The organism is Bradyrhizobium sp. LA2.1, assembly GCF_040547725.1.
GTDB classification, from domain to species: Bacteria; Pseudomonadota; Alphaproteobacteria; order Rhizobiales; family Xanthobacteraceae; genus Bradyrhizobium; species Bradyrhizobium barranii.
Genome location: NZ_JBEPQI010000006.1, coordinates 395,558 through 409,156 on the forward strand (window position 1 = coordinate 395,558; position 13,599 = coordinate 409,156).

The 13,599-nt window shown below is 65.6% G+C and carries 11 protein-coding genes; 9 read left to right on the top strand and 2 right to left on the bottom strand.

Annotated elements, in window-relative coordinates; all coding sequences use genetic code 11:
* Positions 1–107: 107 nt before the first annotated feature.
* Positions 108–248, top strand: a complete 141-nt coding sequence (locus tag ABIB95_RS14515; RefSeq protein ID WP_162131457.1) for a hypothetical protein — start codon at positions 108–110, stop codon at positions 246–248.
* A 6-nt stretch (positions 249–254) separates the two neighbouring features.
* On the opposite strand, the gene ABIB95_RS14520 is transcribed toward ABIB95_RS14515, so the two are convergent.
* Both ABIB95_RS14520 and ABIB95_RS14525 read right to left on the bottom strand, forming a co-directional pair.
* A complete protein-coding gene (locus ABIB95_RS14520; RefSeq protein ID WP_063979784.1) occupies positions 255–950 on the bottom strand; it encodes a GntR family transcriptional regulator in 696 nt (231 codons plus the stop codon).
* Between the two features lie 8 nt (positions 951–958).
* Positions 959–2,371: an FAD-binding oxidoreductase gene (locus ABIB95_RS14525; RefSeq protein WP_354240180.1), complete on the bottom strand. Its 1,413-nt coding sequence runs from the start codon at positions 2,369–2,371 to the stop codon at positions 959–961.
* 178 nt (positions 2,372–2,549) lie between these two features.
* On the opposite strand from ABIB95_RS14525, the gene ABIB95_RS14530 reads away from it, so the two are divergent.
* The 8 genes from ABIB95_RS14530 (at position 2,550) to ABIB95_RS14565 (ending at position 13,587) form a co-directional block, all read left to right on the top strand.
* A complete protein-coding gene (locus ABIB95_RS14530; protein ID WP_354240182.1) occupies positions 2,550–3,434 on the top strand; it encodes a dihydrodipicolinate synthase family protein in 885 nt (294 codons plus the stop codon).
* Positions 3,435–3,636: 202 nt separating this feature from the next.
* On the top strand, positions 3,637–5,970 hold the full coding sequence (locus ABIB95_RS14535; protein ID WP_354240184.1) for a TonB-dependent siderophore receptor: 2,334 nt from the start codon (positions 3,637–3,639) through the stop codon (positions 5,968–5,970).
* A 2-nt stretch (positions 5,971–5,972) separates the two neighbouring features.
* A complete protein-coding gene (locus ABIB95_RS14540) occupies positions 5,973–7,001 on the top strand; it encodes an extracellular solute-binding protein (RefSeq protein WP_354240186.1) in 1,029 nt (342 codons plus the stop codon).
* Complete coding sequence (locus ABIB95_RS14545; protein ID WP_354240188.1) at positions 6,994–8,187, top strand: PepSY-associated TM helix domain-containing protein; 1,194 nt, start codon at positions 6,994–6,996, stop codon at positions 8,185–8,187. The genes ABIB95_RS14540 and ABIB95_RS14545 overlap by 8 nt, the downstream gene beginning before the upstream one ends.
* Before the next feature lie 73 nt (positions 8,188–8,260).
* Positions 8,261–9,493 (top strand): rhodanese-like domain-containing protein, encoded by a 1,233-nt coding sequence (locus ABIB95_RS14550; RefSeq protein WP_354240190.1) that lies wholly within the window; start codon positions 8,261–8,263, stop codon positions 9,491–9,493.
* A 262-nt stretch (positions 9,494–9,755) separates the two neighbouring features.
* Complete coding sequence (gene serA, locus ABIB95_RS14555; RefSeq protein WP_354240192.1) at positions 9,756–11,000, top strand: phosphoglycerate dehydrogenase; 1,245 nt, start codon at positions 9,756–9,758, stop codon at positions 10,998–11,000.
* A 109-nt stretch (positions 11,001–11,109) separates the two neighbouring features.
* Positions 11,110–12,129, top strand: a complete 1,020-nt coding sequence (locus tag ABIB95_RS14560) for a patatin-like phospholipase family protein (RefSeq protein WP_354240194.1) — start codon at positions 11,110–11,112, stop codon at positions 12,127–12,129.
* Positions 12,130–12,132: 3 nt separating this feature from the next.
* Positions 12,133–13,587, top strand: a complete 1,455-nt coding sequence (locus ABIB95_RS14565) for a GntP family permease (RefSeq protein ID WP_354240196.1) — start codon at positions 12,133–12,135, stop codon at positions 13,585–13,587.
* Positions 13,588–13,599: the final 12 nt, after the last annotated feature.

Sequence of the window (13,599 nt, forward strand, 5' to 3'; positions counted from 1 at the left end):
GCTCGCGCGCGCCCCGACCATCCCGGCGCCAGTGCCGTAACCGGATTTTGCCTCGACGCTTCGTTCGGGGCGATGGGGGACTTGTGAGTACGGTCATAGAGAACTTGTTGTCACGGAAGCAGAAGCTTGTGGAACAGCTCGAGAAGGCGCAGTCGGTCGACGACCGCGACAAGATCGAGCACCAGCTCGAACAGATCAACACCGCGCTGGATTTTCTGGACAGGCCGGGATCGAAGGACGCGGGGTAGAAGCGCTCAGTCCACCTTCAGCGCCTCCACTTTCAAGGCCTCCACTTTCAAGGCCTTGGCGTAGACCAGGCCGGAATTGGTGATGTGCGTCGTCATCAGCGCTTCGAAGGCGGCGAACTCGCCGCGCGCGAACAGATCGAGCAGCTTGCGATGCTCGTCGAAGGACGAGCGGGTGCGCACGTCGATCGGCGACGTCAGATTGGTGCGCAGCGCGGCGACGCGGCCCGAGACGAGCTGGTAGGATTCGATGAGATAGCGGTTGCCGCAATGCGCGAACAACCCTTCGTGAAAGCTCGCATCGGCGCGGCCATAGGCGATGTTGTCCTTCGCCGCGATCGCCGGCTCCATCGCCGCGATTGCCTCGCTCATCGTCGCAATTGCGCCGTCGCGATCGTGACGAAACGCGAGCTCGGCGGCCTTGGGCTCGAGCGCGATCCGGAAGGTGCAGAGCGCAGTGATGTCGTCCGCGCTCGGCGTGAACACGAAGCTGCCGACCTGCGGCCGGATCACGACCAGGCCCTGCGCCTGCAACTGGCCCATCGCCTCGCGCACCGGCGTGCGGCTGACGCCGAAGGAATTCGCCACCATCTCCTCGGAGATGGCGGCGCCAAGCGCGAACTCGCCGTCGATGATGGCCTGGCGCAGCCGCAGCACCACCCGCTGCGACAGCGATTTCGGCGTATCGAGCTTGAGCGATCGCATCTGCTGTCTCAGATCACCTTGCCGGGATTGAGCAGGTGATCGGGATCGAGCGCGGCCTTCAGCGTCCGCATCAACGCGATCTCGGCTTCGCTCCTGGCATGGCCCAGCCACTTCTTCTTCAGCGTGCCGATGCCGTGCTCGGCGGAGACGCTGCCGCCCAGTTCACGGACCAGACCGTAGATGATCGCGTCCATCTCTTCCTTCGGCTGCTGCTCGACGGAAAGACCGGTGACCCAGGACACGAGATGCAGATTGCCGTCGCCGATATGGCCGTAATAGACGCTCTCGCACCCCTTGATGCCGGAGGCCAGCGCGGCCTTGCAGCGCGTGACGAACTCGTCCATCCGCGCCACCGCAAGCCCGATGTCGTAGGAGATGTGCGGGCCCAGCACCTGGCCGAACTCGGCGCAGATGTCGCGCACGCGCCAGAACGCCTGCGTCTGCGCCAGCGATTGCGCCACGGCGGCATCTGCGAGCAGCCCGCGCTCCATCAGCTCTTCGAGCCAGGCCTGGAAACGCGGTGCATCCAGGCTCTCGTCGGTGCCTTGGGCCTCGACGAGCACGTAGAGACCGTGGCCTGCGGCGACCGGCGGCTTCACCCCGGCGCGCGTCGTGATCACGTCCCAATAGTCCGGCCACATCACCTCGAACGCCGACAGCAACGGCCCGAGCCCGCTTCGCGCGGCATCGAGCAGGGCGATCACCGCGGCATAGTCCTTCAGCGCGCACAGCGCCGCCATGGTCGAGCGCGGTTTCGGGAACAGCCGCAACACCACGCGGGTGATGATGCCGAGCGTGCCTTCGGAGCCGATGAAGAGATGCTTGAGGTCATAGCCCGCGTTGTTCTTCATCAGCTTGTTGAGGCTGGTGATGATGGTGCCGTCGGGCAGCACCACCTCCAGGCCGAGCACCAGTTCGCGCGTCATGCCGTAGCGGATCACGCGGTTGCCGCCGGCATTGGTGGAGAGATTGCCGCCGATCGCGCAGGAGCCGCGCGAGCCGAGATCTAGCGGAAAGAAGAAATCGGCTTCGTCGGCGGCCTTCTGAATCGTCTCCAGCGGCGTGCCCGATTTCACCGTCATCGTCATTGACGCCCGATCGATCTCCTCGATGCCGGTCATGCGCTCGAGCGAGATCGCGACCCAGCCTGCTTCGGGCGATGCGCCGCGGCACAGCCCGGTCAATCCACCCTGCGGCACGAAGGGCAGCCGCGCCTGCCGGCAGGCCGCAATCGCATCGGCAACGCCTTGCGCATCGACCGGCCGGATCACCGCAAGCGGCGTTTGCGGCAGGCTCGCGCTCCAGTCGTTGCAATTGCGCGCGGGCACGTCGGTGCCAACAAGCACGGCGGCCGCGCCGAGCTTGTCGCGCAAGGCGCCAAGCAACTGATCGGGCCGCTCAATGGGGCTCACCATGTTCATGCGAGACCTCCTCGGAATCTGGCTGCGTCTCATGCGCGCCGTGATGGTGGAAAGGATTTGCGTCCGTCTTGTATGTAAGGTACAACATGAAAAGTAAAGCAAAAACAAGGCTCGGACAGCTTCCTAAGATCGTTCGAGATCAGAGGCTTAGTCCGGGACCGCAGCAATGGGTGGTGAGATGACGGAGGCAATTCGCGGGTTCTGGGTGGCGTCGGCGACGCCGCTGGCGACGGATGGCAGCGTGGACTCCGCCAAGCTCGCCGCTCACGCCAGGCAGCTCTTCGGCAAGGGCGTCGACGGCGTTGTGCTGTTCGGCACCACCGGCGAGGGCACCTCCTTCAATGTCACCGAGCGTGTCGCGACCATCGAGGCCGTGCTCAAGGCCGGCGTCGCGCCCGAGCGGATCGGCATCGGCGGCGGCTTTCCCGCCATCACCGACAGCATCGCGCTGACGCGCACCGTGCTCGGCCTCGGCCTGCGCCACGTGCTGTATCTGCCGCCCTATTTCGACCGCGGCGTCACGCCCGAAGGGATCGAAGACGCGTTTGCCGCGATCATCGACGGCGTCGCCGACGATCGCCTGCGCGCCTCGCTCTATCACATCCCGCAGGTCTCCGGCGTTGCGATCCCGACCGGTGTCGCGGCGAACCTGCGCAAGCGTTACGGCAAGGTGGTTGCGGGCCTGAAGGACTCCAGCGGCGACTTCAAGCAGTTCCAGGCGTTCCGTGCAGCTAGCCCCGATCTCGCCATCACCGTCGGCAACGAAACCGACATCACCCGCGCGATCGCCGCCGGCGGCGCCGGCACCATCTGCGGCATGGCCAACGTCGTGCCCGAGCTGGTCAAGGGCATGGTTGACGGCAAGGACGTCGAGGCGCGCATGCAAGCCGCGACCGATGTCGTGCTGAACACGCCGTCGTTCCTCGCGACGCTGAAGGCAATCCTCGCCGCACAGACGGGCGACGCAGGCTGGCTCCGCGTGCGCCCGCCGTTCCGTGCCTCGTCCGATGGCGCGGCGCTCAAGCGAAAGATTGACGAGCTGATTGCTCCTGCCATCGCGTGAGATGTGAAACCTTCGTGACACGTTGCCGCGGATTCGCGTGCAGCGTGTTGCGATCTCTGCGACGTCTATCGGTGATTGCTGTCCGGTGCGCTGATGCGCTTAGAACGATTCAACACTAGAGCGATTCAAGCTCGCCTACGGTTCTCTTCGATCCCGCCGACTGTTACAGGCGCACACTTCAATGTTCTTGACTTGAAGTGGAATGAAAGTGCGTGCCCCCGTGGATGGCCAACGCGTCAGCGGCCATCGTCATCGTGCCGGCAAGAGCCGTGCAGGTCTTCTCCTCGGCGCAGCGGTGCTGCTCGTCGAATCCCCATCGAACACGACGACCGCGCAGGCGCAGTCAGCGCTGCCGCCGGTGACAGTGGAAGCGCCGGTGCAGCGACCGAGGCCGGCCCGCGCGTCACAACAGTCCCAACGCCGCGCGCAAACCGTTGCGCGCCAGCGCAATGCCAATCCCGCACCCGCAGCACCGACAATATCGGAACGTGCAGCAGCCGCGGCCGCCGCGCAGCAGGCTGCCAAGCTCGGTTACCGCGCGATGCCGAGTTCGACCACGCTGCGCAGCGGCGCCTCGCCCCTCGATACCTCGCAGGCGGTCAACATCGTGCCTGAGCAGGTGTTGAAGGACCAGCTCCCGCGGAACATCGACGATGCGCTCATCAACGTCTCCGGCATCACTCAGACCAACACGCTCGCCGGCAGCCAGGACGCGGTGATCCGCCGCGGCTTCGGCGATAATCGTGACGGTTCGATCATGCGCAACGGCATGCCGCTGGTGCAGGGCCGCAGCTTCAATCCCGCGGTCGAAAGCGTCGAGGTGCTGAAGGGGCCGGCCTCGCTGCTCTACGGCATCATGGACCCCGGCGGCATCGTCAACACGATCAGCAAGCGCCCGGAGCTCTATCAGCACGGTTCGGTCACGCTGCTCGGCTCGGCATTCAGTGCCTCGAAAACCGGCGCCGACGGCCTGCTCGATGTTACCGGTCCGATCGGCGATCAGGGCCTTGCCTATCGTTTCATCGGCTACGGCGTCAGCGAGGATTACTGGCGCAATTTCGGCCGTCACCGCGAGATGCTGGTCGCACCGTCGCTGGCCTGGTACGGCCAGGACACCACGGTCCAGCTCAACTACGAGCATCGCGAGTTCATCTATCCGTTCGATCGCGGCACGGCGTTCAATCCGGTGACGAAAGCGCCGCTGGCGGTTCCCGCCGACCGCCGGCTCGACGAACCGTTCAACAACACATGGGGCACGTCGGACCTGTTGCAGGCCTCGGTCGAGCACCGCTTCAACCAGGACTGGAAGCTCTACGCTGGCTACAGCTACAACACCGAGACCTTCAGCGCCAACCAGCTCCGCATCACCGGCATCAACTTCACGACCGGTGCGGAGACGCGCAGCAATGACGGCACGCGCGGCTCGCTCAGCAATGTCAGCTACGGAACATCCTACGTCTCGGGCAGCTTCTGGCTCGGCAACATGCGCAACGAGGTGGTGTTCGGCGGCGACGGCCAGTATCGCACCATCTACCGCGATAGCCTGATCCGGCAAGCGACGCCCGCCATCAACATCTACAATCCGGTCTATGGGTTGGTCGGGCCGGGCACGACCCTGGTGCCCGGTGACAGCGCCCAGACCGACAAGCTCGGACAGTGGTCGCTGTTCGTCCAGGATACGCTGCATTTGACCGAGCGGTTCGCGCTGGTCGGCGGCGCGCGCTACATGGACTACGATCAGATCGCCGGGCGCGGGAAGGCACTGTTCTACACCAATACCAACGTGTCCCAGGACAAGGTGCTTCCCCTCGGCGGCGCCATCTTCAAGCTGACCGACGAGATCTCGCTATATGCGAGCTACACCGAATCGCTGAAGCCCAACTCGACCATCGCGCCGATCGGCATCGTGATCGATTCCAATGTCGCGCCCGAAGAAGGCGTGTCATACGAGACCGGCGTGAAGTTCGATCTGAACAAGCGTATCTCCGGTACACTGGCGCTCTACGATCTCGACAAGAAGAACGTGCAGACGACGAAGACGAACAGCGCTGGCGTGGTGGAACTCCATACCGTCGGCCGCGCCCGCTCGCGCGGCGTCGAGCTGGACGTGACCGGCAGGCTCACCGACAGCTGGGCCCTGATCGGCAGCTATGGCTATACCGACGCGCGGGTGACGGCATCCGAAGATCGGTCGCTCTACGGCATGAAGCTGCAGAACGTCGCGCTGAACACGGCCTCGCTCTATCTGGTCTACGACTTCGGCACGGCTCTGCCGGGACAGCTCCGCCTCGGCGGCGGCGCGCGCTATGTCGGCGACCGTCCCGGTGATGCGATCAACAGCTTCTTCTTGCCGTCCTATGTGGTCGCCGATATTTTCGCGACCTATGAGACGAAATACCAGAACACGCCGGTGATCTATCAGCTCAACGTCAAGAACCTGTTCGACACCGTCTATTATCCCTCCGCCGTCAACAATCTGAACGTCGCGATCGGCGATGCGCGCCGCGTGTCGCTGTCGGCAACGGTGAAGTTCTAGCGATGGCGGTGCGGCACAAAGCCATCGCGGTCCTGATCGCGGCGGCGTCTGCCTGCCTTGCTGCCACAGGTGCGAGCCGCGCCGAGGAGATCACGCTCTATTCGACCAGGGAGGTTGCCCTGGTCGAGCCTGTCGTTGCGGCCTTCACAGAAGCCAGCGGCGTCAGGGTGAATATCGTCTTCGTCGAGGACAGTCTCGTCAAGCGACTCGCGTCGGAAGGTGACGCGTCGCCTGCCGACCTATTGATGACGATCGGGCTGGACAAGACGACCCAGCTCTCCACCCGCGGTCTGACGCAAGCCTTCACGTCGTCGCGTCTCGACCAGGTCGTCCCTCCAAATCTTCGTGGTAACGGCGCGCAATGGCTTGCGCTTTCCGTCCGCCCGCGCGTTGCCTTTGTGCGCGAGGACAGCGATCTTGCTTCGATCGACTATGAAGACCTCTCCGATCCCAGATGGCGCGGCAAGCTCTGCATGCGCTCGCCGCTGCATCAGAATAATGTCGCGCTGGTTGCGGCCTATCTCGTCCATCACGGCGAGGCCGCGACGGAGGCCTGGCTCGCCGGCCTGAAGTCCAATCTCGCGCACAAGCCTGATGGCAAGGACAACGACGTGATCCGCGAGATCGCGCAAGGCACGTGCAAGATCGGCATCGGCAACACCGTGGCATTGGCGCAATTGCGCGACGGACGGGAAGGGGCCGACTGGCGTGCCTGGGCGATGGAGGTCAAGGCGGTGCCATCGACATTCAAGGGCGGCGGCACGCATGTGAACCTCACCGGCGCGGCCATCGCGAAACAGGCGCCGCATCCGGCGTCGGCGCGACAATTCCTCGAATTCCTCGTCACGCCGGCAGCGCAGCGGATCTTTGCCGCTGCCGAGTTGGAATACCCCGTGCTTGCAGCAGCGGAGCGTGCACCGATCGTTGCCGAAATGGGCACGTTCATCGCCGATGCAATTTCGATCGACCAGATCGCCGCACGTCAGCAGGCCGCGATCTCGCTTATCAAGAAGGTTGGCTTCGATGAGTAGGGTGGGGCATCACATCAAGGCCGCTCTGCACCAGATTCACTCGATCGCGGGCCTCGTGCTCGCGCTGCTGCTGGCCCTGATCGCGCTGACCGGCGCGATCATGAGCTTTGAGGACGAGATCGGCGACTATCTGAATAGCGGTATCATGCAGGTCGCGCCGCGCCAGGCGCCGGCGTTGATGCCGGACGAACTGGTGGCCCGGCTCAAGGCGGGGCAGGACCTCGGCAAGGTCTCGGCCGTCACGCTGTCGAGCGATCCGGCGGCGGCGGTGCGTGTCCGCTTCGCGCGCGACGAGCAGGGCGCGCGGCCGACATCGCTCTATGTCGATCCCTACGACGCGCACGTGCTGGGTACGCCGCGTGGTGAGGAGTTCTTCGCGACTGTGCGCAGGCTGCATCGATGGCTGTTGATCCCCGGCGATGCCAAGGGGTGGGGACGCCAGATCACCGGCGTCGCCGCGCTCGGCATGATCGTCATGCTCATCTCGGGCCTCGTGCTGCGCTGGCCGCGCCGCGCCGGCAGCGTGAGGATGTGGCTGAAACCCAATCTCAGACTCAGCGGGCGCGGACTGCACCGTTCGCTGCACGCGGTGATCGGCACGTGGGTGCTGCCGGTCTATCTGGTGATGACGCTGACCGGGCTGTGGTACTCGTTCGACTGGTACAAGGACGGCGTCGTCTGGCTGCTGTCGCGTCCAGAGGTCACTGCTGCGAAGATGCAGCCCAAGATGTCCGCAAAGGCGCCGCGCGCGGCCGACCGGGCCGAGCCGGCTCAGCCGGTCGGATTCGATCGTGCATGGACGACACTCCAGCATGAGGAGGGGAAACATTTCTCCAGAGCGTTGCTGACGCTGCCCGCCGGACCCGGCACGGTCATCCGGATCCGGTCGTGGCCGAAGGATTCGACGCTCGGTACCACGCGCGACGAATTCCGCGTGGATGCGGTCACGGGGCAGGTGATCTCAGCGGAGCGCTATGCCGACAAGACGTTTGGCGAGAAGATCATCGCGAACGTGCTCGACATCCATCGCGGCGCGTTCCTGGGCTGGCCGGGCAAGCTCGCCTTCATGATTGCAGCAGCGTTGATGCCGCTGTTCTCGGTCACCGGCATTTTGCTCTATCTGTCGCGCCGCAGGCTGCGGCGTCCCGCGCAGCCACCGCTCGGGCGGCTGGTTCCGGGCGAGTGAACGGTCGCGAAGGCTAGCCAAGCGCGCGGCAATCGTTCAAAAGCCCTTGGCCGTACTTGCCAGGGTTCACGCCATGAAACTCACGACCGTCACCCCCGCCGATATCCGCCGCGCGCTGCTGCTGCGCGAGGAGATCGCGCTGCTCGATCTCAGATATGAGGCCGGCTTCGCCACCGGCCATCCGCTGTTTGCCGCCAACATGGCCGTGGACCGGATCGCGATCGAGGCGGAGCTGCGGTTGCCGCGCAAGGACGTCGCGATCGTGCTCTATGATGATGGCGAGGGATTTGTTGCAACCGGCGCCGAGCGGCTTGCCGCGCTCGGCTACACCAATGTCAGCGCGCTCGACGGCGGGCTGAAGGCCTGGCGCGCGGCGGGCTATCAGGTGTTCGAGGACGTCAATTCCTATTCGAAAGCGTTCGGCGAGCTGGTCGAGGCGCGCCGCCACACGCCGTCGTTCAGCGCCGACGAGGTCGCCAAGCTCATCGCCGACAAGGCCAACATCGCGATCCTCGATGTTCGCCGCTTCGACGAATATGCGACCATGAACATTCCGGGCTCGGTCAGCGTGCCCGGTGCTGAGCTGGTGCTGCGGGCAGGGCAGGCCGCGCCCGATCCTGAGACCACCATCATCGTCAATTGCGCCGGCCGCACGCGCTCGATCATCGGCACGCAGTCGCTGATCAATGCCGGCGTGCCCAACAAGGTGCGGGCGCTGCGCAACGGTACCATCGGCTGGACGCTGGCGCGGCACACGCTCGATCATGGTGCCGACCGGCGTGGCGCGATCGGGCCGTTCGAGGGTGGCCCGGCCAATGCGCGCGATGTCGCCTATCGCGCCGGCGTTCGCCACATCGGCGCGAACGAGGCGAAAGCGCTCGCAGCGCAGACCGACCGCACGCTCTATCGTTTCGACGTGCGCGACGCAGAGGAATTTGCGGCCGGCCATCTCCCCGGCTTCCGCCATTATCCCGGTGGCCAGCTCGTCCAGGAAACCGACATGGCCGCGCCCGTGCGCGGCGCGCGTATCCTCCTGACCGACGACCAGGGCGTGCGTGCCGACATGACGGCATCCTGGCTCGCGCAGATGGGCTGGGAGGTCTACGTCCTGGAAGGCGGCTACGAGGGTGAGCTCGAGGTCAGCCCGCCGCGCGTGCTGCCCAAGCCCGACCCGGCACATCGTTACCGCCGGCCCTACGAAGGCACTGGCGTCGCCGAGCGCGCGATGCAGGCCTATCTCGACTGGGAATACGGTCTCGTCGAGCAACTCCGGCTCGACGGCACGCACGGGTTTTATGTGATTTAGATCCGTCACCCTGAGGCGGCCGCGCAGCGGCCCTCGAAGGGCGACGGCCCGGCTGTATATGGGGGCCGTTCATCCTTCGAGGCTCCCCACGCGACGCGCTGCGCCGCGTGGCTCGCACCTCAGGATGACGGAGCTAGTGGTGGTGGGATGCCAAGCACGCCTCCCCCGCCCCGCCATCTTCTCCCCATATCCAAACCCTATTGTGCTGCATCTCCCCCCGCGGTCTATGAGCTGCGGCAAAGCTGTGACCTACGGAGATTCCATGCCAGCCCCAGGCCAAAGCCCCGAGCGGAACGCGAAGGCGCTGTTGCTCGAAGGCGTCAATGACAGCGCTGTCGACCTGTTCCGGAGCGCGGGCTTCACCAATGTCGAGCGGTTGACCAAGGCGCTGGACGGCGAAGACCTGCGGCGCGCGCTGAAGGGCGTATCGCTGCTCGGCATCCGCTCGCGCACCCAGATCACCGACGAGGTGCTTGCGGCCGCGGACGGGCTTCTCGCGGTCGGCTGCTTCAGCGTCGGCACCAACCAGGTCGATCTCCTGGCGGCGCGGAAGCGCGGCATTCCCGTGTTCAACGCGCCGTTCTCCAACACGCGCAGCGTCGCCGAGCTCGTGATCGGCGAGATCGTGATGCTGCTGCGGCGCATCTTCCCGCGCTCGGTGTCGGCCCATGAGGGCGGCTGGGACAAGTCGGCGACCGGCAGCCGCGAGGTGCGCGGCCGCACGCTCGGCATCATCGGCTACGGCAATATCGGCTCGCAGCTCTCGACGCTGGCCGAAGCGATCGGCATGCGCGTGATCTATTTCGACCGCACCGACAAGCTCCGCCACGGCAACACCGAGCCGGTCGAGAAGCTGGAAGAGCTGCTGGCGCAGAGCGATGTCGTCAGCCTTCACGTGCCCGAGACGCCGGAGACCGCAGGCATGATCGGCGAGACGGAGCTGCGGGCGATGAAATCAGGCTCGTTCCTGATCAACAACAGCCGCGGCACCGTGGTCGATCTCGATGCGCTCGCGGGCGCCCTGCGCGACGGCCATCTCGCCGGCGCAGCCATTGACGTGTTTCCGGTCGAGCCGTCCTCGAACGCGGATCGCTTCAAGAGCCCAGTACAGGGCCTCGAGAACGTCATCCTCACCCCGCATATCGGCGGCTCGACCGAGGAAGCGCAGGAGCGCATCGGCGGCGAAGTCGCGCGAAAACTGGTCGACTATTTCATCACGGGATCGACCATGGGCGCGGTGAATTTCCCGGAGGTGCAACTGCACTTACGTCCCGCCGGTGCGCGCTTCAGCCATGTCCACCGCAACGTGCCGGGCATGCTGCGGCGGCTGAACGAGGTCTTCCTCCAGCGCGACATCAACATCGTCGCGCAATATCTGGAGACCGCCGGCGACCTCGGCTACGTCGTGCTCGACGCCGACCTCGGGGGCGAGGATTCAGGCGCGCTGCTTGCGCAGATCCGCGCGCTCGAGGGCACGGTCGGCGCACGGCTGGTATTCGAGCACTGAACCGCCCTACGTTCCGGTTGCATCTTGCGGTCACAGCTCCCACACTGCTGTCATCCTCGGCGTGCTACAATCACGTCGAATTTGAGCTTCAGTTGCGTGAGTGTCCGCCATGGAACGAGACGCCGTACTGATTGATCTCGCGCTTCAGGGCGGCGGTTCGCACGGCGCCTTCACTTGGGGTGTGCTCGACCGCCTCCTGGAAGAGAGATGGCTAGAGATCGCAGCGATCTCCGGAACCTCCGCAGGCGCGATGAACGCGGCCGTGCTGGCGGACGGCTGGACGGCCGGCGGCGCCGAGGGCGCGCGCGACGCGCTCGAAAAATACTGGCGCCGCGTCTCGAAGGCTGCCGCCTTTAGTCCGCTCCAGCGCTCGCCGCTCGATCGATTGATGGGGCGCTGGACGCTCGATACGTCGCCGGCCTACATCCTCACCGATTTGATGTCGCGGGTGCTTTCGCCCTATGATCTCAATCCGACCGGCTACAATCCTTTGCGGTCGGTGCTGTCCGAGAGCATCGATTTCGAGCGGCTGGCGAGTTCGCCGATCAAGCTGTTCATCACCGCGACGCGGGTGCGCACCGGCCGTGGACGGATCTTCCGCAATGCCGAGATCACGGCGGACGTGCTGTTGGCATCGGCCTGCCTGCCGACCATGTTCCGCGCGATCGAGATCGACGGCGAGCCCTATTGGGACGGCGGCTTCGCCGGCAACCCCACGATCACGCCGCTCATTCGCGAAAGCGATGCGCACGACACGATCCTGGTGCAGATCAATCCGACCGAAACGCTCGAAGAGCCGCGGACGGCTGCGGAGATTCTCAATCGATTGAACGAGATTTCGTTCAATTCGCCCCTGATGAAGGAATTGCGCATGATCGCGCTGCTGCGCCAGGCGGCCGACCCCGGCAGCGGCGAGGGCGCGCGCTGGGCAAAGATGCGGACCCACCGCGTCAAGAGCGACATGCTGGCGAAGTTCGGCGCGTCATCCAAGCTCAACGCCGAATGGGAGTTCGTCTCGATGCTGCGCGCCGAGGGGCGCCTGGCCGCGGACGCGTTTCTCGCTGCGCACGGTGCCGACATCGGCCGGCAATCGACCGCCGATCTCGACGTCCTGCTGTCGGAGTGCTGAGGCATGGGTCTTCTCGGCCTCCTCGTCGGGCTCGCCCTGCTCGTCCTGTTCGCTTTTCGCGGCTGGAGCGTGCTTCTGCTGGCGCCGTTCGCAGCGCTCGTTGCCGCGTTGTTCGGCGGCGAGCCGCTGCTTGCGAACCTGACCCAGGTGTTCATGGTGCATGCGGCGGGATTTCTGGCGCAGTTCTTCCCGATCTTCCTGCTTGGCGCGGTCTTCGGCAAGCTGATGGACGATAGCGGCGCGGTCACGTCGGTCGCCGCCTTCATGGCGGAGCGCCTCGGCGAGCGTCGCGTGATCCTGGCGGTGGTGCTCGCCGGTGCCGCGGTGACCTATGGCGGCGTCAGCCTGTTCGTTGCGTTTTTCGTCATCGTTCCCATGGCCCGCTCGCTGTTTCGCGCGGCTTCGATCCCGCGTCGCCTGATCCCGGCTGCGATCGTGCTGGGGACGTCGACCTTCACCATGTCGGCCTTGCCGGGCACGCCGTCGATCCAGAATGCGATCCCGATGCCGTTCTTCGGCACGACGCCGTTCGCGGCACCGGGTCTCGGCATCATCGCCTCCCTCATCATGCTCGTGACAGGGTTGTGGTGGCTGCACCGCGCTGAAGCCGCAGCGCGCCGTGCTGGAGAAGGCTATGGCGACGATATCGAGGGCGCGACCGAGCGCGCCGCCGCCGACGAGCTCGTGCGCGAGCGCGCCACGACCGCGCGCGAGTTCGATCCGGCGGAACTCCAGCACGGTCAGCGCAGCGAGCGGCCTTCGCCCGTGTGGAGTGCGATCGCGCCGTTGATCGTGGTCGTCATCGTGAATCTGGTGATGTCGCTCGTGGTGCTGCCGCGGCTCGATGTCAGCTATCTCGCCGAGCAGCGTTTTGGTGAAACGACGCTCGCTGCCGTCGCGGGCGTGTGGTCGGTCGCGGTCGCGCTGACTGCGGCCATCGTCACGACCATCGCGCTGAACCGGGCCCGCCTGCCGGCGCTTCGCCGCACCATGGACGCCGGAGCCAATGCATCCGTCCTGCCCGCATTCAGCGTCGCCAGCCTCGTCGGATTCGGCGCTGTCGTCGCCTCGCTGCCGGCGTTCACGATCGTGCGCGACTGGGTGCTTGCGATCGAAGGCGGACCGCTGGTCTCGCTAGCGGTCGCGACCAACATCCTGGCCGCTCTGACCGGCTCGGCGTCAGGCGGCCTGACCATTGCGCTGGACGCACTCGGCCAGACCTATGTCGAGCTCGCCGCTCGGACGGGCATCGCCCCTGCGTTGATGCATCGCGTCGCGGTGATCGGCTCGGGGACGCTGGACATCCTGCCGCACAATGGCGCGGTGGTCAGCCTGCTCGCGATCTGCGGCCTGACGCATCGCGACAGCTATTTCGACATCGTGATGGTCGGCATCGCGACGTCGCTGCTGGCGCTGGTCGCCGTGATCGCATTGGGTAGTGCGCTGGGATCGTTCTGACCAACGCGCAAC